Raw genomic sequence first — 23,044 nt, forward strand, 5'->3', positions numbered from 1 at the left:
TATTTTAATCGGATACTACTATGTCACAGCAATTACCAGTTCGTATTGCCACTCGTAAAAGCCCTTTAGCACTATGGCAGGCTCATTTTGTTAAAGACGCACTACAGTCTCTTCACCCTGGTTTGGAAGTGGAACTTGTTACCATGGTAACGAAAGGCGACATCATTCTTGATACGCCATTAGCAAAAGTGGGCGGAAAGGGATTATTCGTTAAAGAACTTGAAGTTGCTATGCTTGAAGGCCGTGCTGATCTTGCGGTTCACTCAATGAAAGATGTACCTGTTGATTTTCCTGAAGGTTTAGGTCTAGTAACGATCTGTGAGCGTGAAGATCCGCGTGATGCATTTGTCTCTAATACTTACACTTGTATTGAAGATTTACCACAAGGAGCTATTGTCGGTACCTGTAGTTTACGCCGCCAATGCCAACTAAAAGAAGCTCGCCCTGATTTAATCATCAAAGATCTTCGCGGTAATGTAGGCACTCGCCTACAAAAGCTAGACGATGGTAACTACGATGCAATCATTCTCGCTTGTGCTGGCCTTATCCGTTTGGGCTTAGAAGACAGAATTAAAAGCTCAATTGAACCAGAACAATCTTTACCTGCGGTAGGTCAAGGTGCAGTCGGTATTGAAACACGCCTCGATGATGATCGTATCCGTGCTCTGCTTGCGCCATTAAATCACCCAGAAACTGCACATCGTGTATTGTGTGAACGAGCAATGAATAACCGTCTTGAAGGTGGCTGTCAGGTACCTATCGGTAGCTATTCGTTAATTGATGGTGACCAAATCTGGTTACGTGCTTTAGTTGGTGAACCAGATGGCTCTATCATGGTACGCGGCGAGATCACAGGATCGGTTTCTGACGCTGAAGCCTTAGGGACTCAATTAGCTGAACAACTGCTTAATGACGGCGCGAAAGATATTCTCGATCGCCTATACGCTGACGCTTAACGATGACGATTTTGGTGACTCGCCCAGAGCAAGAGAGCCAAGCATTATGTGATGCTCTGAATCAATTAGGGCATCCTGCTATTTCTCACCCTCTACTTACGATTCATCCAGGTAAAGAGCTCTCTCAACTGCCTGCACTATTTTCCTCTCTCTCTGAGGGAGATTTTATTATTGCTGTCAGTCAACATGCCGTCCAACACTCACAAGATCACTTGCAATTGCAGCAAATTTCGTGGAAAAAAGGGATAAATTACCTTGCCGTTGGTCAAAAGAGCGCTCAATACCTCAGAACCTATATTTCAGATCCAGTACACTTTCCGACGCCTAGCGACAGTGAACATTTACTCGCGCTTCCTGTTTTAAAAAACGTGGCAGGAAAACAGGCCATTATTCTACGTGGTAACGGTGGACGAGACCTCATTTTCGACGCGCTTGAAGAACTCGGCGTAAAAGTCACTTACTGTGAAACTTACCAACGAAAATCCACCCCATTTAATGGCTCAACAAAAACCAAAGAGTGGCAAAATAATAACGTAGATACATTAATTATCACCAGCGGCGAACAACTCTCTTTTTTCACTTCGCAATTTGCTGGTACCGATTTAGATTGGGTATTAAGTTGTCGCTTATTAGTACCTAGTGAACGAATTAACCAACTTGGCCAACAACTTGGTTATCAACATATTGAAACGGTTGGCGGAGCCTCTAATTCCGACTTGCTGCACTATCTCAGTGAGCATCATCATGATGGGACTTTCAAATGACACAAAATAATAATCAACCACCTGCTTCAAAAGAAAAAGCAGCACAGGTTACCCCTTCTTCTGCCACAGCAAAAGAACAGAAGAAAACAGAACAAACAGCTACTTCAGCAACCACTCAAAAAGCAGAAGTACTGGTCGATAAAAAAGGCCGTCGTTTGGGCACTCTTGCCATTATCATTTCGATTCTATTAAGTGGCGGCAGTTTCTTAGCCTCGCAACACCAGACTACTCAACAACAAATTAAAATAGCACAGCTTGAACAACAACTAAAAAGTGCTGACAGTACCTTTGATGCAAAATTAGTAACCGCAGAACAACGCATTACAGATAAAGCCGATGAGATTGTTCGTAAGGCTACCGTTTTAATGCAGCAGCAAGACAAAAGCATTGCTAGCCTTCAATTAGCTATTGCTGATGTTAAAGGTCGTCGCCCAAACGATTGGTTACTTGCCGAAGCTGACTACTTAGTAAAAATGGCGGGCCGTAAGTTATGGCTTGAGCATGATGTGGTAAGTGCAACACGCTTGATGGAAAATGCTGATCAGCGTATTTCAGCATTAAACGATCCAAGCTTAATGCCATTACGTCGTGCAATGGCGAGTGATATCTCCACTCTAAAGGCGATCCCATTAATTGACCGTGACGGCTTGGTATTAAAACTAAACAGCCTTGAACAGCAAATCAATACCTTACCTCTGGCTAGCGCAGTGCTTCCTGAAGCTGATGTGATTAAAAAGAAAGAAGTATCAACTAACATCAATGACTGGCAGTCAAACTTAATGCAGTCTCTGGATGATTTTGCAGGTCACTTCATTACTTATCGAGTACGTGAAGGCAATGTCATTCCTTTACTTAGTCCTGAGCAGCACTTTTACCTAAAAGAGAACATTAAAGGTAAGTTACTGCTTGCTGCTACAGCATTATATCGCGAACAAAGTGAAGTGTATGCGACCTCATTAGAAAGTGCCAAGCTATGGTCTTCTCAATACTTCCAACAAGATGATCCTGCTGTTAAGAGTTTTATGGCTCAGCTAGACTCACTAGAAAAATTCAAAGTAGATGTACGTTATCCACAAAAAATGAAAACTCAAGCACTGTTGTCTGATTTAATTTCTGAGCGTTTACGTCGTAATATAGACGCAATTGGTGAAACATCTGTAAAAGCGAGTCCTGTAAAAGAAAAAGCAGCCCCAATGAAACAAGCTGAAGCGACAGAAGGAGGTAAATCATGATCCGATTACTTCTTCTAGCCATTGTTTTAGTTGGTGGATTAATCGTAGGAACGACATTTGCCGATCAACAAGGGTATGTTCTTATCTCAGTCGCAGATACAACGATTGAAATGAGCTTAACAACATTGGTTATCTTTATCGGTGCCTTAATCGCTGGATTGTTTTTACTGGAGATAATCGTTAAACGTATTCTCTCTGTTAGCAACTTTACTCGTGGTTGGTTCAGTGCTCGCCATTTACGTAAAGCACGCTACAACACGTTTAAAGGTATGATTAAACTACATGAGGGTGAATGGAAAGAAGCTGAACGTCTAATAACTAAAGGCGGACGCCATAATGACTTTCCACTATTAAACTATCTTGCCGCAGCAGAAGCCGCTCAAGGTCGAAAGCAAATAGTACAGCGTGATAAATATTTGCAGTTGGCTTCTGAGCAATCAGACAGTCGATTGGCGGTCGCGTTAACCAGCGCTAAATTACAAATGCGCGAAGAGCAATATGAGTTTGCTCTTGCTACGCTGCAATCAGTTAAAGTCGATTATCCTCGTAACCCGGTATTACTTGAGCTATTAAAAGAGTGTTATTTAGCACTTAACGAGTGGCAAGCGCTGAAACATATTATTCACCCTCTGACTAAAGCTAGCCTTATCTCTGATCAACAAGCATTAGAGTTAGAAGAAAAAGCAGAGTGTGGATTAATGGAACTCATCGCAAGTAAACAAGGAACCGCTGGATTATTAGAGCATTGGAATGCGTTACCTAAGAAGTTAAAAAAACACGTTCCTGTATTGGTCTGTTTGATTAAACAATTACATTCACGTAAGGCGGATTCAGAAGCGTATATTATCTTGCGTGATAATCTGAAAAAGTACAGTGATGACCGCTTAGTTGCGCTATTACCAACCTTGAATCTAGCGGATTATCACCCTGCGACGGTATTACTTGAAAGCATGGCGAATTATGATGCTCGTAATCCTGTTATTCAAAGCACACTTGGTCAGTTGTATATGCGCGCCGAGAAATGGCAACCTGCTCGTGAGCATTTTGAGGCGGCATTAGAGGTTCGTGAAGATATGTCTGACTATGCTTACCTTGCTCGTGTATTGGATAAGCAAAACCGTAAACAAGCGGCGGCGGATCTTTCTCGTAAAGCCTTAACCATGATGGGCTCTGATGCTTAATACTCTTTAGTTATAATCATAAAAAATGCCACTTCATAATGAGGTGGCATTTTTATTGGTATTCATTTTATTGATATCAGCTAAGTGCTAAGTTTATAAGAGCCAAGTTTATAAGAGCCAAACTTAAATAAAGGCGAATGCATCACCAAAAAGTTGTTCTTTCTTTGCTTGCTTCTTTGTCGTGAACTGCTCACGTGCTGCGCCTGCCATTTCAAAACGACCTGCAATGTAAATATCCATATCAGCTAATGAGCTAAAATCGGCTTTTACCGCTTCAAGTACATTACCAGTCTTTCCTGTCCAACCTGCAGTTTGCTCTACTACTGGTACAAAGGTAATGTGCTTATGTGCTGCTGCAATGGTTTCTATCTCTGCTTTTGCATACAGTTGATGCTCATCACGGCCACCCCAGTATAGGAAGATTGGTTTTTGGATGTTTTGACTGATGCAGTGATCTAAAATTGAGCGCACATAACTAAAACCTGTACCACCCGCAATCAACAACATTGAGCGCTCGCTGTCTTCACGGATCCACGCTTCACCATGAGGGGCATCAATTTGAATATCACCGCCATTTTCCAGTGCGGCTTTCATTGATTCAATCACTTCACCTGCGTAAGCATTATGTTCAGCCGCGCCGATATGAAGTTCTATTTCACCCTCATGACGACAAGGGCTACTTGCGATTGAGAACGGACGCTTGTCTTTCTCTCCCATTACAACCATTAAGTATTGGCCCGCTTTGAACGCGACGGGCTGCTCTGGGTGAAGTAATATTTGAAAAGTATTACAAGCCAACGGCTCGATAGACTTTACTTTGCAATTGATTGGCATGACTTTCCTTTTTCAGCTAATACCTATTTTAAAATGGTACTTATACGCTGTAATTATTATGTTGAGTAACGTTATTATAAAGGCTGGATTTATTCTAACAACAGCACTAAATCACTTTTTGCTGTTGCCTGACACGCAAATACCCACCCTTCTTGTTGTTCTTTGTCGGTTAGAAGTGGTTCTAAATCGTATTCAACTTCCCCTTCTAACTTTTTACATAAGCACATGGCACATGCACCTACTTGGCATCGATTTGGGTAATTAATGCCCGATTCTAATGCCGCATCAAGGATCGTTTGTCCTTCTTTGATGCTGAATTCTTTTTGCTGTGGGAGTAAGGTTATTTTTTTCACAAAATACCTAATTCATCCCAAATATAGTCAATTTTAGCGACGACTTCTGGGTCTTTTTTGATTGGAGTTCCCCATTCACGAAGGCATTCGTCTTCCCATTTATTGGTCGCATCTAGACCCACTTTTGAATGACTCGTTTCGCTTTTCAGGAATAATGTGTCTCTTGCTGGATCCATTCGCGTCGTCACAGCCCAAATAATGTCATTCCAATCACTCACATTGACATCACCGTCACACACGATAACAAACTTGTTCTCATCAAACTGAGACCAAACCGCCTCCATGATTTTCTTTCCATTACCAGAGACTTGTTTACTAATCGACACGACAACCATATTGGCATTGTCATTTTGTAAGTGAATATCGATAATTTCTGGAAATTCTTTCGTTAACTCAGCTAAGCAGCCTTCAATATGCTCGCTACCTGTATCTATCGCTGACAATTCGACATTTGGTGACAGTGCTAATTCTGCGTCCCACTTCTTAGTAATGTCTAAGCCCATCTTTGAGCCCAAGCCAACTACTGGTGAGGCAAAATCTAGTGAGTCGATAGGCGTATTCTCTATCATCAAACTATCTCGAAACGGGTCCATATGCTGAGACATTGCGGCTGTCACTTGTGACCAATCTCGTGCATTCACTTCTTCGTCGCATACCAAAACAAATTTAGTGTACATAAACTGACGCAAGAACGACCATACCCCCATCATCACGCGTTTAGCATGACCAGGATATTGTTTCTTCATCGTCACTACTGCCATTCGATATGAACACCCTTCTGGTGGCAGGTAAAAATCAATAATTTCTGGGAATTGCTTTTGTAGAATTGGCACAAACACTTCATTTAATGCCACACCCAATACGGCAGGTTCATCTGGCGGACGACCGGTGTAGGTACTGTGATAAATAGGGTCTTTACGCATCGTAATGTGAGTTACAGTAAAGACATGATGCTTTTCAACTTCATTGTAGTAACCGGTGTGATCGCCATAAGGCCCTTCATCAGCGAACTCTGTTGGATCGATATACCCTTCAAGTACAATTTCAGCACTGGCTGGTACTTCTAACTCATTACTAATCGATTTGGTAATTTCAGTTCTACTGCCACGTAAAAGACCGGCAAAAGCGTATTCAGATAAAGTATCAGGAACAGGGGTAACGGCACCTAAAATAGTGGCAGGATCAGCACCAAATGCGACAGAGATAGGGAAAGGTTCGCCCGGATTAGTTTCCATCCAGTCACGTAAGTCTAACGCACCACCACGATGAGCAAGCCAACGCATAATCACTTTATTTTTACTGAGCTTTTGCTGACGATAAATACCCAAGTTCTGACGTTTTTTGTTTGGGCCTTTCGTGATAGTTAACCCCCAAGTTAATAGAGGTGCAACATCATCAGCCCAACAACTCATTACTGGAAGTTTATCCAAATCAACGTCATCACCCTGCCATACGATCTGCTGGCAAGGTGCTTTACGAATTTTCTTGGTTGGCATATTCAATACTTGTTTGAATACCGGCAATTTATTAAGCGCGTCTTTAAACCCTTGTGGTGGCTCCGGCTCTTTTAGATAGGCTAATAATTTACCAACTTCACGCAGTTCCAGAACGTCTTGACGCCCCATGCCTATCGCAACACGTTCAGCAGTACCAAATAAATTAGTGAGCACTGGCATGTCATAACCAATAGGATTTTCAAACAGCAATGCAGGACCTCCAGCTCGTAAAGTACGATCGCTGATCTCTGTCATTTCATAATGAGGGTCAATGGGGTGTGAAATGCGTTTTAGCTGGCCAATCTCTTCTAAGTGACCGAGAAAGTCGCGTAAATCCTTATATTGCATCGCTATCTACATGTAGTGAAGTTTGGATAGATTATACCCAAACTATGGCATATCCCCAACCCACATCCATTAGAGTTGGATCAAATTACGTTAACGCTGTGATAGCGCTAAACCTACGTGTTGTTTACGTACTTTATTTCGAGTCGTTGACAAACTTTCTAACCAAGGCGCATGCCCATAATTAGCCAAATGCATAGCTACCGCACCACCGTCTTGAATATGATCTATCTTAGCAAGTAAGAACACCTGAACATTTTGAGGAAGCGGATGAAGCTGCGCGAGTGAGGCAAACGCATTCTGTTTTAAAGACGGGTTATTAGTGGCAGCCATTATTTGCTGTGTTGCAAATGGGTCTGGCGCTACGGTCGATAGACGAGCAAGCTCAGCAATACTGTGCTGATCGGTGCGCATTTTCCATAAGATTTTATACACATCACTATTTTGAGAGAGCTGCGCCAAACGCACCATGACTTCTGTGGTTGGTAACCAAACAGACAATGGGTCATCGGTGATCTGAGAGACAAGATACTCTAAGGCTTCCGGTGTTAAGCTGTCTAATTCAGCCAATACAATGGATTGACGAACGCGAACTTCATGAGGTTCACCCACCAACCATTCCGATAACACTAAACGATGCTCTTCAGCCGCAAGAATAAAATCCAACACTTGTTGGTCTTTTGACATTTGGCTTAATACACGAGAAGCAATACTAGAATAATCAAAGGCCAGTTTAGTCACCACATAGCCATTACCTTGCTCTTTAATCGTGTAGGTAGGGTGAATAGAAAGCTGCTGCTTTAACCAAATAGTTCCTTTAGGGTCTAGGATTAGTTGTTGCTGTTCTATCTGTTGCACGAGCATGAAACGTACTGCTTCTTGCTGTGGCATAGAGAGACGATCGAGAGAAAAATTAAGCGTGATGATGTCGCCATCAACTAAATATTGATGCAGTTCATCTACCTTCTTATTGAGTTGCTGATCACCCAATAAACTCTGTGCAAAGTTAGGTTGAATTTCAGAGGCTGATGCCTGACCAACCAGCAAACTTACCGAGAGGAGGATTGATGCTAACAGTCCTTGTTGCATAGGTTACTCTCCTTAAATGAACTAAGTTGATACTCCTTATCAAGCCTAGTACAAATGATAATGCAGTCAAGTTAACAGATAATCAACAAAAAACGCCACCTAATAGGCAGCGTTTCATTATTTATCGATCTTAGTACCAATAATTGAGAAAAATATCAGTTACTGACGACGCATCGCATCAAAGAACTCATCATTAGTCTTCGTCATTGATAGTTTATCAATCAAGAATTCCATTGCATCGGCTTCACCCATTGGGTGAACAATCTTGCGTAAGATCCACATCTTCTGTAGTTCATCAGTCTTCGTCAGTAACTCTTCACGACGAGTACCTGAACGCTTAAAGTCAATCGCAGGGAATATACGTTTTTCCGCAATTTTACGGTTCAAATGCAATTCCATGTTACCAGTACCTTTAAACTCTTCGTAGATAACTTCATCCATTTTAGAGCCAGTATCAACCAGTGCCGTTGCAATGATAGTTAAACTACCACCTTCTTCAACGTTACGAGCCGCACCAAAGAAGCGCTTAGGACGATGTAATGCATTGGCATCAATACCACCAGTAAGAACTTTACCTGATGATGGAATAACTGTGTTGTACGCACGAGCAAGACGAGTAATTGAATCCAATAGGATAACCACATCTTTTTTATGCTCGACAAGACGTTTCGCTTTCTCAATAACCATTTCAGCAACTTGTACGTGACGAGACGCTGGCTCATCAAACGTAGACGCAATTACTTCACCTTTAACAAGGCGTTGCATCTCAGTTACTTCTTCTGGACGTTCATCGATAAGCAGAACCATTAACTCACACTCAGGGTAGTTATGAGCAATACTTTGGGCGATGTTTTGAAGTAGCATTGTTTTACCCGCTTTTGGCGGAGCAACAATCAGACCACGTTGACCACGGCCAATCGGTGATGCTAAATCAAGAATACGCGCTGTAATATCTTCTGTTGAACCATTACCACGTTCCATGCGTAAACGATCGTTTGCATGTAAAGGGGTAAGGTTTTCAAAAAGGATTTTATTACGTGCGTTGTCTGGGCGGTCATAGTTAACGGCGTTTACTTTAAGAAGTGCGAAGTAACGCTCGCCATCTTTTGGTGGACGAATCTTTCCGCCAATCGTATCACCAGTACGTAAGTTAAAACGACGAATTTGGCTTGGAGATACATAAATATCATCCGGGCCAGCCAAGTAAGAACAATCTGCTGAACGAAGGAAACCAAAGCCATCTTGAAGAATCTCAAGAACACCATCTCCAAAGATGTCTTCACCGCTTTTCGCATGTTGCTTAAGGATGGAGAAGATGATGTCTTGTTTTCTTAGACGAGCTAGGTTTTCTAGGCCTAATGATTCGCCAAGAGCAACAAGATCCGATACAGGTCGGTTTTTAAGTTCAGTAAGATTCATAGTGGTAGGTAGTTGTTTAGTCAAAATCAGATTCTATCTTTAGTTGATTTAAGAATGGATGACCTTCGAGCTCGGTCAGAAATGAAATCGTATGAAATACGCCCGATAAACTATCACTTATTCGCATTTTAGTCTAGGGCTTGGCCCTGATTTCTAACCTTAGCTTAGCTCAGATAAAACAAAACCGCACATAATTTCTCATTATATACGGTTCTATCTGACTTAATTGCACCCTATCTTATAGGTTTGCATCAAGAAACTCTTTAAGTTGAGTTTTAGAAAGTGCACCCACTTTCGTTGCAGCGACGCCACCATCTTTAAACAAAAGAAGTGTTGGAATACCACGAATACCAAATTTTGGTGGTGTTTCTGCATTCTGATCGATATTTAATTTACCAATCGTTAATCGGCCTTCGTACTCATCGGCGATTTCATCCAGGATAGGAGCAATCATTTTACAAGGACCACACCATTCTGCCCAGAAATCTACTAGTACTGGGCCCGCTGCATTGATCACACTTTCTTCAAAACCGCTATCTGTAAGCTGCAAAATTTTGTCGCTCATCGTCAACTCCAACGTTAAATTTAAAGGCTGATTTGATGATAACCAGCAAATTGATGCTCTATTTGAATGGAATACGTTTCGTATTGCAAGCTTTAACTGATATTCTATAGCAATGAAAAACACGCACATCACAGAGCAAAAGTTTGCCGACCTAGGTTTACAGCCTCAGGTCCTTGATGGTTTGAATGCACAGGGGTTCATTAAATGTACTCCTATTCAAGCTAAGGCATTGCCGGTACTGCTCGCCGGCCAAGACATTGCAGGCCAAGCCCAAACGGGCACAGGTAAGACGCTAGCGTTCCTTACTGCTACTTTTAATCACCTATTAACGACACCTGCTCCTGAAGGTCGTAAAATTACGCAACCGCGTGCCATCATCATGGCACCAACGCGTGAATTAGCGATTCAAATTCATAAAGATGCAGAGTCACTAATCGCAAGCACGGGTCTAAAAGCCGCGTTAGCTTACGGTGGCGAACGTTATGAAAAACAACAACAAGTAATTGAGCAAGGCGTTGATATTTTGATCGGTACTACCGGTCGTATCATCGACTTCTATAAGCAAGGTCACATCGACTTTAAGATGATTCAAGTAGTTGTACTTGATGAAGCCGATCGTATGTTCGATTTAGGTTTCATTAAAGATATTCGCTTTATCTTCCGTCGTATGCCTGCGCCAACAGAACGCTTGAACATGCTGTTTTCTGCAACGCTATCTTACCGTGTACAAGAGCTTGCTTTTGAACACATGCAAGAGCCAGAACACGTTGTAGTAGAACCGGACCAAAAGACAGGTCATCGTATTCAGGAAGAATTATTCTATCCTTCAAACGATCACAAAATGGCACTTCTTCAGACGCTAATCGAAGAAGAATGGCCTGACCGTGCTATCATTTTCGCCAATACTAAACACAAATGTGAATTAGTTTGGGGACATCTAGCGGCTGATAAACACCGTGTTGGTCTTCTTACTGGTGACGTTCCACAGAAAAAACGTGAACGCATTTTAGAAGAATTTACTAAGGGTGATGTTGATATCCTTGTTGCTACCGATGTAGCAGCTCGTGGTCTACATATCCCACAAGTAACTCACGTATTTAACTTCGATTTACCTAACGAAGCCGAAGATTACGTTCACCGCATCGGTCGTACTGGTCGTGCAGGCGAAAGCGGTAACTCTATCAGTTTCGCATGTGAAGAATACGCAATTAATCTTCCAGCAATTGAAGAATACATTGAGCATTCAATTCCACAATCTGATTACGATACATCGGCACTAATTGAAGATTTACCAGCACCAATCAGACTTCAACGCCGTCCACCACAAAATCGTCGTAGCAATAACAATAATGGTCAACGTCAAGGCGGAAATCGTAAGTTTTCTCGTCCACGTCAGCCTCGTAGTCCTCAAGATTAATTTGAGTTCTATGGTAAGAAGATAAAAGGATGTTATGAAAAGTTCAACAGTATCACCTATGTATGCCGCCATTGATTTGGGCTCCAATAGCTTCCATATGCTTGTTGTGCGTCATATAAATGGTAGTGTGCAAACCATGGCTAAAATCAAACGTAAAGTACGTTTAGCTGCGGGATTAGATGAAAACAACACACTGAGCCATGAAGCTATGCAGCGTGGGTGGGATTGTTTGAGCTTATTTGCAGAGCGTTTGCAAGACATTCCTATAGAAAACATTCGCATTGTCGGAACCGCAGCATTGCGTGCCGCGATTAATGCGGATGTCTTCTTACAAAAAGCCAATCAAATCCTAGGTCATGATATTAATGTGATCGAGGGTGAAGAAGAGGCTTGTACTATTTATCAAGGAGTTGCACACACTTCTGGTGGAAGCGGACGTCGATTGGTTGTTGATATCGGTGGCGCAAGTACAGAGCTCATTATTGGTGAAGGTTTTGAAGCACAAGCGCTCACAAGTCTAAAAATGGGTTGTGTGACTTGGCTTGAAGGCTATTTTAAAGACCGTGCATTAACCAAAAACAACTTTGATGCGGCGATTACTGGCGCAAAAGAGACGTTAGCTCCAATCTTACAACAGTATACCGACCTTGGTTGGCAGACTTGTGTTGGAGCAAGTGGTACGGTGCAAGCATTGCAAGAAATTATGTTGGCGCAAGGCATGGATGAGGTCATCACCTTAGCCAAGCTTAAGCGCCTTCAAAAACAAGCAATGCAATATGAACATTTAGAAGAATTAGATATTGATGGATTAACTCTGGAGCGCGCCTTAGTGTTTCCAAGTGGTTTATCCATTCTTATCGCTATATTTGAATTATTAGATATCGATTCGATGACATTGGCTGGTGGCGCTCTGCGTGAAGGTTTATGTTACGGTATGATCGAAGCCCTTCAGCACGATGAAGTATGCCAACGCACCATCTGTAGTGTGCAACAACGCTATCAATTAGATTGTGCTTATGCCGAACAGGTTACCGAATTAGCAGAACAACTTGTCGCACAATGCGGCGCTGATTGGTTGAATGAACCTCAAGCTCTGCCATTGTTAAAAGCAGCAACTCAACTACATGAATTAGGAATGTGTATTGATTATAAAAAAGCAGGCGAACATTCTGCTTACTTAATTAATGCATTAGATTTACCCGGTTATACACGCGCGCAGAAGCACCTATTGGGTGAATTACTTCGTCGCTACCGTGAGCAATTCTCAGCAATGCCAACCCAACACGCGGTTTCTGACTTATCCGCTCAACGTATGTTACGCATTTTACGCTTGGCGATTATTTTAACTCATCGTCGCGATGTATCTTTGGTTCCATCTATCACTCTTTCTGAAAAAGACGATGTTTTATCATTGTCGATTGATAAGAAATGGTTAGCGAAAAATCCTCTCACTAGAGCGGAGTTGGAAATTGAAGCAGATAAGCAGACAAATATTGGTTTGGATTTAGTTATAGAGGCTAGAACGCTTCGCTTCTATAAGAGCAAAAGCAAAAACCGGATTGGTACTTGTTTTAGGATTCAGGAAAAATAAAAGCATGATGATTAACTAAAATCATCATGCTTTTTTATTTTTTAAATAAAGAGCTTACAACATTCAAGATTCTCGCTCTTATAGCCTCTAGTTAGCTAAGCGATCTGAACCCTGCTTTTATTTCTCTTCCGCCAACCATTCAGCGACATCTTTCGCAAAGTAAGTCAGAATGCCATCAGCACCTGCGCGCTTAAAGCACAATAACGATTCCATCACCGTATCACGCTCACTCAACCAACCATTCATGATCGCAGCTTTATGCATCGCGTACTCACCAGATACTTGATAAGCAAATGTAGGCACTTGAAGCTCAGTCTTAACACGACGAACGATGTCCAAGTAAGGCATGCCTGGTTTCACCATCACCATGTCTGCGCCTTCATTGATGTCCATTGCCACTTCATGAATTGCTTCATCGCTGTTGGCTGGATCCATCTGGTAGTTTTTCTTATTGCCGCCTTTAAGATTAGACGAAGAACCGACCGCATCACGGAACGGGCCGTAGTAACAAGAGGCATATTTTGCAGAGTACGCCATGATTTGTGTATGAACGTAACCCGCTTTTTCTAGTGCTTTACGGATTTCACCAATACGACCATCCATCATATCTGATGGTGCAACAACATCCGCACCCGCTTCAGCGTGAGAAAGCGCTTGTTTGATCAAGGCTTCCGTTGTGATGTCATTCATTACGTAACCATCTTCATCAATGATGCCGTCTTGTCCATGAGTGGTGAACGGATCTAATGCCACATCAGTGATCACGCCTAGCTCAGGAATGTGCTCTTTCAATGCTTTAACGGCACGTTGAACAAGGCCTTCAGGATTATGAGCCTCGGCGGCACATAAACTTTTTGCGTCCTGAGACACAACCGGGAACAATGCGATTGCAGGGATCCCTAACTCATATAAACGCTGTGCTTCTTCAAGCAGTAAATCAATCGATAAACGATCAACGCCAGGCATAGAATCTACGCTTTCACGACGATCTTTGCCCATCAGCACAAACATTGGATAGATTAAATCATTTACGGTTAACTGGTTCTCAGCCATTAGACGACGGCTAAATTCATGCTTACGCATACGACGCATACGACGGTTTGGAAACGCACCTAGAATGGATACAGACACACTGAGCTCCTTTTGTATTTATGATGCATTCAATATATACCCATCGTCTTTTGAATCCAAATTTTCTTAGAGATCTGATTTTTACGATTAACTTGGTATGATAGAAAATATAATTTTAATAAAAGAGCCTTAATTATGATTGATACCCACGCTCACATATACGCGAAAGAATTTGATGAAGACCGAGATTTGGTGGTTCAACGCGCCTTAGCACAAGGTATTGATCAAATTTTATTGCCGAATATCGATTTAGACTCTATCGAACCAATGTTAAAAACCGAAGCGGCTTATCCTGATGTTTGTCGCTCAATGATGGGCTTACACCCTTGCTATGTGAACGCCGATGTTAAGCAAACCCTAGCAACTATCCACTCTTGGTTTGAGAAGCATAACTTCATTGCGGTAGGTGAAATAGGTATTGACCTATACTGGGATAAAACCTTTAAAGCTGAACAAGAGATGGCTTTTATCACCCAATTAAACTGGGCAAAAGAGATGAAGTTGCCTGTTGTTATCCATACTCGTGATTCTATTGAAGAAACATTAAGCCTTCTAAAACAAGAACAAGATGGCTCGTTATCAGGCACATTCCACTGTTTTGGTGGCTCGGTTGACGAAGCTAAAGCAATCAATGATCTAGGCTTTCATTTAGGATTAGGCGGTGTTTCTACTTTTAAAAATGGTGGAATGGATAAAATTATTCCTCATCTGAATATGGATTATTTAATTCTAGAGACCGATTGCCCATATTTAGCACCTGTACCTCATCGTGGTAAACGTAATGAACCAGCGTATACGCAATTAATCGCGCAACGTGTGGCTGATTTACGTGAAATGAGTTTGGCGGATGTGGATGCAATTACGACGGCGAATGCGAAAAGACTTTTTGGGATTTAAGAGAAAACAATAGAGTTCAGATCGCTTCTATAAGAGAAAAAGCTGATTCTTTAACGCTGTTATTCCAACGTCACAATACTCGCTCTTATAGTATCTAGTTAGCGCAGCGTATAGGCTTTTACTTTGTCCCAAACAAGAAAAACCCCGCTAGACTCTCGTCCAACGGGGTTATAACTTTACTCGCAGCAATCCGGCTACTAATGGTGCTCCATGCATCAAATCCTTGATAGTATGCTGATTCCTTCAGCTTATTCCTTTCTCGCCATCCTAGCGGTGTCCTTGATCTTATCCTGATCCGTTAACAGTCCGTAGTTAACTCTCTTCACTTGTTCCTTGAGCGGTGTCCGTTACATCATCCTGATGTGCAATCCATTTTCCTCTATCCTAGAGGTGTCCATCATCTTTCCTTAGTAGCAACCATCTTAGTTACTATTGCGTCCATTCAATGTCCATTTCGCTATCCATGCCGATTACTAATCCTAAGTAACCGAGTGCTTCATCCTGAAGCTTACCAAATCCTTGGTTAGTTCCTGTTCCGTGTCAGTATCCTTCCGACACCAATAAGATTACGCTTTTCATTATTTTCAGCAATAGACTAAATTCAAACTTTTGCAAAAATAATTATCGTCATTTTTTAAAAACAGTGAATACCGATAAGTATCAACAAGTTAATTAAGTAATGGCTATATTTATCCATAAATAAAGCGAAAAATCGCACTTGTTTGTGAGAGATCTCGCACACGGGTAATGGATTTTTAGTAATAGGTTTCAGGAAAATACTCAACACTCGCTCTTATAGTATCTAGTTAGCGCAGCGTATAGTTTCTAGCTAGTATAGATAAACTCATTACGCATACCCCTGAAACCTTTAAGGGAGCTTGCGACCGATCTGAACCCTGCTCTTTCACTTTGCCCCAAACAAGAAAAACCCCGCCAGACTCTCGTCTAACGGGGTTATAACTTTACTCGCAGCAATCCGGCTACTAATGGGGCTCCATGCATCAAATCCTTGATAGTATGCTGATTCCTTCAGCTTATTCCTTTCTCGCCATCCTAGCGGTGTCCTTGATCTTATCCTGATCCGTTAACAGTCCGTAGTTAACTCTCTTCACTTGTTCCTTGAGCGGTGTCCGTTACATCATCCTGATGTGCAATCCATTTTCCTCTATCCTAGAGGTGTCCATCATCTTTCCTTAGTAGCAACCATCTTAGTTACTATTGCGTCCATTCAATGTCCATTTCGCTATCCATGCCGATTACTAATCCTAAGTAATCGAGTGCCTCATCCTGAAGCTTACCAAATCCTTGGCTAGTTCCTGTTCCGTGTCAGCATCCTTCCGACACCAATAAGATTACGCTTTTGCCTTTTTTCAGCAATAGACTATTTTGCTATTTTTGCCAAAAATTATATTCAAATTTCACAATAAAATATCAAGTAGTTTAAATTCAACAACTTAGAATAAAACCACCGAGATTTAGCTATAAATAAAGCGTAAATTCTCACTCTCGTGTGAGAGATCTCGCACACGGAGTTTCTACTTTCTCTCTTATTGCTTTGATGACATCAAAAAACAACTGTGATCTCGATCACTTTAGATATCTAAGTAGTACGAGTAAGCCTAAATACTATCCCTATGAGAGTCATAAAAAAAGCGCTGAAATTAATCAGCGCTCTTCAATTTTTAGTACTCAATCAAGCATTATGCTTCGTCTTGTTCCATATCATCTTCATTTTTTTCTCTCACATAAAAACGAGAAAAGAACAGACCGATTTCAAACAGAATACACATTGGTATTGCAAGTAAAGTCTGAGAGATGATATCTGGTGGAGTCAGCATCATACCCACAACAAACGCACCCACTACGATATATGGACGCTTTTCTCTGAGTATTTCAGGGGTTGTTGCACCCGTCCAGCACAGCAAAATAATGGCAACAGGTACTTCAAAAGCAATACCAAAAGCCATAAATAAGGCTAGGACAAAATCAAGGTAACTGGAAATATCTGTCGCTACTTGTACGCCTTCTGGTGCAATGGTAGTAAAGAAACTAAACACCAATGGGAAAACGATGAAGTAGGCAAAAGAAACACCCGCATAAAACAGCATTGAACTTGAAAACAATAAAGGCATGACAAGTTTCTTCTCATGCTTATACAGTCCTGGCGCTACAAATGCCCATACTTGATAAAGTATCACGGGAACAGCAACAAATATCGACGCCACCAAAGTCAGCTTTATGGGCGTGAAAAAGGGTGACGCGACATCAGTTGCTATCATCGTGGCACCTGCTGGTAATCTTTCTACCAAAGGCGCAGATAAGAACTCATAAATGTCGTTAGCAAACCAAACCAAACCTAAAAACACCACGATCACGGCAATTAATGCCTTTAAAAGACGGTTTCTTAGTTCTAATAGGTGAGTTAACAACGGCTGAGAGTGTTCAACTGATGACATAATTACTCTGCTTTTGTTTTAGAAGTTGAATCAGATACAACCGGAACCTCTGCATCCACCTTTGGAGTGTCTGCTGTTTTTTCTGGTTTTGCATATGGGCGAGTAACATCAGCTGCCGCTTGCTTTAACTCTTCAACTGATTTTTTAAGATCAGGTGCTAAGTCTTCCATATTCATCTGTTCTGCTTTACGCAAATTTTCTTGTAGCTCTTGTATTTTCAACTCTTGAGACAGCTCATCTTTGACGTTATTCGCCATGCTTTTTGCCGCACTCACAAATTGAACAACCGAGCGGATCGCTTTTGGCAAACGCTCTGGCCCTAATACAACAAGCCCAACAACAGAGATCAGTATCAGTTCCCAAAAACCGATATCAAACACGTGCTATGCCTGCTCTTTGTCGTTTTGCTTTGGTTTTTCTACTGTTTCAGCTTCTTTTTTCTCTAAGTTTTGAGGTGCAACAAAGTCTGCGTCTTTTTTCGCATCTTTTGTTGTGTCTTCTTCACTTATCGCTTTTTTAAAGCCTTTAATAGCAGATCCTAAATCACTGCCTACACCGCGTAATTTCTTCGTACCAAATAGTAGAATAATAATTACTGCAATAATAAGAAGTTGCCAAATACTAATACCACCCATGCTTATTTCCTCAGCGTGTTAGGGGTTAAAAAATTGCTAAATAGAGTAACGTTTATTAACGATATGCTCGCCAGCTTAATAGCCAAAACGTAACTCCTGTAGCAGCACTAATTGATGCTAACACAGTAATGTTACTGGTTAATAACACCGCAGAACAAATCAACAGAGTTGATCCAACATTAAAGAGGAATTGTCCTTTTGCTTGTTGGCGCTTACTTTGACGATAACCTGCGTAAAGTTTATCCATTCGTTGATTGAGAACTTTGCCCTGGCGCAAACTGTCATAAACTAAGTCTGGCAGTTCTGGCAATTTTTCTGCCCAGAATGGCGCTTTCTCACTCAAAGCAGTCATAAAGGCTGCTGGTCCAATTTGTTTTGCCATCCACGTTTCTAAAAACGGCTTGGCGGTTGCCCATAGATCTAATTGAGGATAAAGCTGTCGCCCCAACCCTTCTACGTACAATAATGTTTTTTGCAATAATACCAGTTGTGGTTGCACTTCCATATTAAATCGACGTGCAGTATTAAATAGATTCAATAACACATGGCCAAAAGAGATCTCTCCTAATGGCTTGGCAAAAATAGGTTCACACACCAGCCGAATGGCAAATTCAAACTCTTCGACATTAGTGTCTGCCGGAACCCAACCTGAATCAACATGTAATTGTGCGACTTTACGATAATCGCTATTAAAAAAGCCTAATAGGTTTTCAGCTAAGTAGCGTTTATCTTCTTTATTCAGTGTCCCAACAATACCGCAATCCAATCCAATCCATTGTGGATTTTTCGGATTCTCCGGGTTTACAAATACGTTACCCGGGTGCATGTCCGCATGGAAAAAGCTATCACGAAATACTTGAGTAAAGAAAACTGATACTCCACGTTCTGCCAATAGCTTCATGTTGGTGCCATTTTTTTCTAGTTGCTCGATGTCTGATACTTGAATGCCATAAATACGCTCTGACACCATTAGGTTTTCAGAACTAACATCCAATATCACTTCAGGCACATACAATTCTTCACTGCCTTCGAAGTTCTGACGCAGCTGCATTGCATTGCTGGCTTCTCTTCTTAAGTCTAGCTCATCAAGTAAGGTTTTTTCGTATTCGTCAATGACCTCAACCGGCTTTAAGCGACGCGCTTCAGGAATATGCCGCTCAACCAATTGTGCCATGCGATACATCAATCGAATATCCGCTTCGATAACTGGGCGGATATCAGGACGAATAATCTTAAGTACGATCTCTCGACCCGATTCTTTTAACTTTGCTGTATGTACTTGAGCAATTGATGCTGACGCTAATGGAATAATGTCGAAATCAGTAAACCAATTTTCTAATGGCCCACCAAGCGCAAGTTCCATTTGGTCTTTGGCTAATTGACCATTAAATGGAGCGACCTGATCTTGTAATAATGCCAACTGGTCTGCTAAATGCGGAGGAAAGAGATCACGACGAGTTGACATCATCTGACCAAACTTAATCCATACAGGGCCAAGCTCTTGCAATGCTAAACGTAAGCGCTCACCCAGTGGTTTTTCTGGATGTTTGTTTTTAATCCAAAAAAGGCCACGACGTAAACGCTTCGGTAATTGAGTTAACGCATGATCAGGCAGTAATTCATCCAATCCATATTCAAGTTGAACCTTGGTTATATGATATAGGCGTTTTAGCTCTGATGGCGTCATGCGCGCTCCATTGGATTATTGGCTAATAATCGTGTTAAACGTTCATCTAACTTTGCGAGTTGATTTTCAACATCAGATACTTGATCACAAAAATGCGCAATTTCTAACGGCGCAGGGGTAATCTTCCACTCTTCAGTTAATACTTCAGCTGCATGACGAGTTTGGCGAGTAATTTGTTTTTTGACCCAGCAAGCACTGTTTTTAACGCCACTAACTAAAGTATGAGCCACAATATCACCCGTATATTGAGAAAGTTTTTCTTCAACGTCAGGTTTTAATTCTTGAAGCAAAGCAGAGAATTGCTGAGCGAGGTTGAGATCCCCTTCAAGCACCAACTTATCCTGCTTAATTAATTGAGTGATATTATTTTGCTCACGCAACTGCGGCAATACCGATAAATTTAACGCAAGATAACAATCTGCCTTACCTTCAAATTTAGACAATATATCGACTTGCTGCTGGCTAAAAACAAAATACAAATCTTTGTTCACTTCATTTAAGTGAACATGAATGATTTTTCCTTTTAATCGAAGCAGTGCGACTTTGCTTTCTGGCGATTCTTTTAACAGTGTATTTAACCCTGTTTCCATTACCCCTGTTACAAACGGTTCTAATGGCATCATCTTATCCTTAAAACTTGTAACCACGGTGCAAGGCAACAATACCACCCGTTAGGTTGTAATAGTTTGCTTGCTCAAAGCCGGCTTCTTCCATCATGCTTTTCAATGTTTCTTGATCTGGATGCATACGGATAGATTCAGCTAGGTAACGGTAACTTTCCGCATCGTTAGCAATTAACTCACCCATTTTAGGTAATAGGTGAAAAGAGTATGCGTCATAGATTTTTGATAACGGCTCAAGAACCGGTTTTGAGAATTCTAAAACTAACAGACGACCACCCGGCTTTAACACACGGAACATCGAACGCAGAGCTTTATCTTTGTCTGTTACGTTACGAAGACCGAAACTGATAGTAATACAATCAAAGAAATCATCTGGGAATGGTAATTCTTCGGCATTTGCTTGTACGTAACTTACGTTACCAACAATGCCCATATCACGTAATTTATCACGACCTACATTCAACATAGAATTGTTGATGTCCGCTAAGATAACTTGACCAGAATCACCAACAATACGTGAGAATTTAGCGGTAAGGTCACCTGTACCTCCCGCTAAATCAAGAACTTTATGACCTGGACGTACGCCACTGCAATCAATCGTGAATCGTTTCCATACACGATGTACACCACCTGACATAAGGTCATTCATGATGTCGTATTTTGCTGCTACCGAGTGAAATACCTCTGCAACTTTCGCGACTTTCTCGTCTTTCGCGACTGTGGTAAAACCGAAGTGTGTTGTTTCTTCAGCTATTTGCATCTTGTCCGTCATTTTAAGTCCTCTAGAGATTGTTCGCTAAATACCGATACTCTGAATTCAGCAGCGCTCTAGTCTACTTTATCCAAGCCGTTATCACCAAGCGTTTGCATCGTATCTGCTTCAAAAGATTGTTCAATAAACTTACGATTTATATCTCTCTTCACTTCAACACCTAGCTCTTTAAAGCTTTCAGCCTGACGAATAATATTCCCTCGCCCTGTGGCTAATTTATTCATTGCACCTTGGTAGCTTTGATTGGCTTTATCTAATGACCCACCAACGGCCTCCATATCGTCTACAAACAACCGCATTTTGTCGTATAGCTTACTGGCACGATCAGCGATGATTTTTGCATTCTGATTTTGTCTTTCATTACGCCATAAATTACTAATCGTTCTTAATGCCACTAATAATGTTGTTGGACTAACGATAATAATGTTCTGTTCCATTGCATCCGATATCAACGAAGGATCGGCTTCAATCGCAACTTGAAAAGCAGGCTCAACAGGGATGAACATCAAAACATAATCTAAACTACGCAAGCCATTTAACTTGTGGTAATCCTTTTTACTTAAGCCTCGTAAATGCGCACGAATCGCCATTAGATGCTCATCAAGCGCTTGCTCTTTTTGGTTAAAATCATCGCTATTAAAAAATCGCTCATAGGCAACCAAGGTCATTTTTGAATCAACAACGACATCTTTATCATCAGGTAAGTGAACAATCACATCAGGATAAAAACGTTTTCCTTCGTCGTCATCCATACTGACTTGGGTATCGTACTCATGGCCTTCTCGTAACCCTGATTCTTTTAGCACTCGAGCAAGGACGACTTCGCCCCAATTACCTTGCTGTTTGTTGTCACCTTTTAGTGCATTGGTCAGGTTTACCGCTTCCTGTGTCATTCGTTCATTCAGCTGTTGTAAGCTACGAATTTCATGCACTAAAGTGTGGCGTTCTTTGGCTTCAAAACCAAAACTGTCGTTAACCTGTCTTTTAAATCCTTCTAACTGTTCTTTTAATGGTGACAGCAATCCCTCTAAACTGACTTTGTTTTGTTCATCAACGGTTTTGGTTTTTTGTTCAAATAACTGATTGGCTAAATTTTCAAACTGCTGCTTTAAACGCAATTCTGCACGCTCTAGCATCTCAAGCTTTTCTTGGCTCGATTTACGTTCTTCTTCATGACGTGCTTCTTGCTCTCGCAGTTCCGCTTCTACATTAGAATTAGCTTGGCGTGAAAACTCTAATTGTTGAGTTAAAAATTCTTTCTCTTTTTGAATCGCTTCAAAATAACGTAACTTTTCCATTGCTGCCATTAATCGACCATGAGATTGTTTTTGCTCTTGAGCAAGTTGACCTCTCTCACTATCCAACTCATCTAATTCTGTTTGCTGTTTCTCTAGCTGCAGATTGAGTTGGCACAATTGACTATTGCTGAGCTTTTTTTCTGATTCTAATTCATGCTCTAACAAGGCTAACTGTTGCTGATTACGACTTTTTGCTAAGACGTGTGCTACGGCATAAGCAATGCTTGCTCCCGCAAAACCAAACAATAAGTGCCCACCAAATTGATTAAAAAATTCCATAACTCACTCAATACAAAAACTTAT

20 protein-coding genes and 1 pseudogene are annotated in these 23,044 nt (G+C 41.4%); 7 read left to right on the top strand and 14 right to left on the bottom strand.

The features are described from left to right. Window positions 1-20 precede the first annotated feature (20 nt). The 4 genes from hemC to Q1K78_RS00630 are packed head-to-tail and all read left to right on the top strand — an operon-like array spanning window position 21 to window position 4,133. Complete coding sequence (gene hemC, locus Q1K78_RS00615) at window positions 21-956, top strand: hydroxymethylbilane synthase (protein WP_300173279.1); 936 nt, start codon at window positions 21-23, stop codon at window positions 954-956. A gap of 2 nt (window positions 957-958) precedes the next feature. After that, complete coding sequence (locus tag Q1K78_RS00620; RefSeq protein ID WP_300173282.1) at window positions 959-1,720, top strand: uroporphyrinogen-III synthase; 762 nt, start codon at window positions 959-961, stop codon at window positions 1,718-1,720. Next, the gene (locus Q1K78_RS00625) at window positions 1,717-2,952 is read left to right on the top strand and encodes a uroporphyrinogen-III C-methyltransferase (protein WP_300173286.1); all 1,236 of its coding nucleotides are present in this window, start codon (window positions 1,717-1,719) and stop codon (window positions 2,950-2,952) included. The genes Q1K78_RS00620 and Q1K78_RS00625 overlap by 4 nt, the downstream gene beginning before the upstream one ends. Continuing rightward, on the top strand, window positions 2,949-4,133 hold the full coding sequence (locus Q1K78_RS00630; protein WP_300173288.1) for a heme biosynthesis HemY N-terminal domain-containing protein: 1,185 nt from the start codon (window positions 2,949-2,951) through the stop codon (window positions 4,131-4,133). Before Q1K78_RS00625 ends, Q1K78_RS00630 begins: the two co-directional genes overlap by 4 nt. Before the next feature lie 123 nt (window positions 4,134-4,256). Here Q1K78_RS00630 and fre read toward each other — a convergent pair whose 3' ends face one another. The 6 genes from fre to trxA form a co-directional block, all read right to left on the bottom strand. Continuing rightward, complete coding sequence (gene fre / locus Q1K78_RS00635; protein ID WP_300173291.1) at window positions 4,257-4,967, bottom strand: NAD(P)H-flavin reductase; 711 nt, start codon at window positions 4,965-4,967, stop codon at window positions 4,257-4,259. A gap of 89 nt (window positions 4,968-5,056) precedes the next feature. Next, window positions 5,057-5,320 carry a 2Fe-2S iron-sulfur cluster-binding protein gene (locus tag Q1K78_RS00640; RefSeq protein ID WP_300173293.1) on the bottom strand — a complete coding sequence of 88 codons (264 nt, stop codon included), beginning with the start codon at window positions 5,318-5,320 and terminating at the stop codon, window positions 5,057-5,059. Beyond that, window positions 5,317-7,164: a 4-hydroxy-3-polyprenylbenzoate decarboxylase gene (gene ubiD, locus Q1K78_RS00645; RefSeq protein ID WP_300173296.1), complete on the bottom strand. Its 1,848-nt coding sequence runs from the start codon at window positions 7,162-7,164 to the stop codon at window positions 5,317-5,319. The genes Q1K78_RS00640 and ubiD overlap by 4 nt, the downstream gene beginning before the upstream one ends. A gap of 90 nt (window positions 7,165-7,254) precedes the next feature. Continuing rightward, complete coding sequence (locus Q1K78_RS00650; RefSeq protein ID WP_300173298.1) at window positions 7,255-8,250, bottom strand: hypothetical protein; 996 nt, start codon at window positions 8,248-8,250, stop codon at window positions 7,255-7,257. A 159-nt stretch (window positions 8,251-8,409) separates the two neighbouring features. Beyond that, window positions 8,410-9,669, bottom strand: coding sequence for a transcription termination factor Rho (rho, locus tag Q1K78_RS00655; RefSeq protein ID WP_300173507.1), 1,260 nt, complete (start codon window positions 9,667-9,669; stop codon window positions 8,410-8,412). Between the two features lie 238 nt (window positions 9,670-9,907). Next, the gene (gene trxA, locus Q1K78_RS00660) at window positions 9,908-10,234 is read right to left on the bottom strand and encodes a thioredoxin TrxA (protein ID WP_300173301.1); all 327 of its coding nucleotides are present in this window, start codon (window positions 10,232-10,234) and stop codon (window positions 9,908-9,910) included. Between the two features lie 112 nt (window positions 10,235-10,346). On the opposite strand from trxA, the gene rhlB reads away from it, so the two are divergent. Both rhlB and gppA read left to right on the top strand, forming a co-directional pair. Further along, window positions 10,347-11,651: an ATP-dependent RNA helicase RhlB gene (rhlB, locus tag Q1K78_RS00665; protein WP_300173304.1), complete on the top strand. Its 1,305-nt coding sequence runs from the start codon at window positions 10,347-10,349 to the stop codon at window positions 11,649-11,651. Window positions 11,652-11,685: 34 nt separating this feature from the next. After that, window positions 11,686-13,173: pseudogene (gene gppA, locus Q1K78_RS00670) on the top strand (guanosine-5'-triphosphate,3'-diphosphate diphosphatase); the annotation flags it as partial. A gap of 186 nt (window positions 13,174-13,359) precedes the next feature. Here gppA and hemB read toward each other — a convergent pair. Beyond that, window positions 13,360-14,373: a porphobilinogen synthase gene (gene hemB / locus Q1K78_RS00675; protein ID WP_300173306.1), complete on the bottom strand. Its 1,014-nt coding sequence runs from the start codon at window positions 14,371-14,373 to the stop codon at window positions 13,360-13,362. 135 nt (window positions 14,374-14,508) lie between these two features. On the opposite strand from hemB, the gene Q1K78_RS00680 reads away from it, so the two are divergent. Beyond that, entirely contained in the window at window positions 14,509-15,270 is a 762-nt protein-coding gene (locus Q1K78_RS00680; RefSeq protein WP_300173310.1) for a TatD family hydrolase, read from the top strand. A 1,700-nt stretch (window positions 15,271-16,970) separates the two neighbouring features. Here the strand turns inward: Q1K78_RS00680 and tatC are convergent. The 7 genes from tatC to rmuC are packed head-to-tail and all read right to left on the bottom strand — an operon-like array spanning window position 16,971 to window position 23,020. After that, window positions 16,971-17,726 (bottom strand): Sec-independent protein translocase subunit TatC, encoded by a 756-nt coding sequence (tatC, locus tag Q1K78_RS00685; protein WP_300173313.1) that lies wholly within the window; start codon window positions 17,724-17,726, stop codon window positions 16,971-16,973. 2 nt (window positions 17,727-17,728) lie between these two features. After that, entirely contained in the window at window positions 17,729-18,106 is a 378-nt protein-coding gene (gene tatB / locus Q1K78_RS00690; protein ID WP_300173315.1) for a Sec-independent protein translocase protein TatB, read from the bottom strand. A gap of 3 nt (window positions 18,107-18,109) precedes the next feature. Beyond that, the gene (gene tatA, locus Q1K78_RS00695) at window positions 18,110-18,361 is read right to left on the bottom strand and encodes a Sec-independent protein translocase subunit TatA (protein WP_300173318.1); all 252 of its coding nucleotides are present in this window, start codon (window positions 18,359-18,361) and stop codon (window positions 18,110-18,112) included. Window positions 18,362-18,416: 55 nt separating this feature from the next. Further along, window positions 18,417-20,048 carry a ubiquinone biosynthesis regulatory protein kinase UbiB gene (gene ubiB / locus Q1K78_RS00700; protein WP_300173320.1) on the bottom strand — a complete coding sequence of 544 codons (1,632 nt, stop codon included), beginning with the start codon at window positions 20,046-20,048 and terminating at the stop codon, window positions 18,417-18,419. Beyond that, window positions 20,045-20,668, bottom strand: coding sequence for an SCP2 domain-containing protein (locus tag Q1K78_RS00705; RefSeq protein ID WP_300173509.1), 624 nt, complete (start codon window positions 20,666-20,668; stop codon window positions 20,045-20,047). Before Q1K78_RS00705 ends, ubiB begins: the two co-directional genes overlap by 4 nt. Window positions 20,669-20,678: 10 nt before the next feature. Continuing rightward, a complete protein-coding gene (gene ubiE / locus Q1K78_RS00710) occupies window positions 20,679-21,443 on the bottom strand; it encodes a bifunctional demethylmenaquinone methyltransferase/2-methoxy-6-polyprenyl-1,4-benzoquinol methylase UbiE (protein ID WP_300173323.1) in 765 nt (254 codons plus the stop codon). A 56-nt stretch (window positions 21,444-21,499) separates the two neighbouring features. Then, entirely contained in the window at window positions 21,500-23,020 is a 1,521-nt protein-coding gene (gene rmuC / locus Q1K78_RS00715; protein WP_300173325.1) for a DNA recombination protein RmuC, read from the bottom strand. Window positions 23,021-23,044: the final 24 nt, after the last annotated feature.

The organism is uncultured Aliivibrio sp. (assembly GCF_946479765.1).
In the GTDB taxonomy this organism is placed as follows: domain Bacteria; phylum Pseudomonadota; class Gammaproteobacteria; order Enterobacterales; family Vibrionaceae; genus Aliivibrio.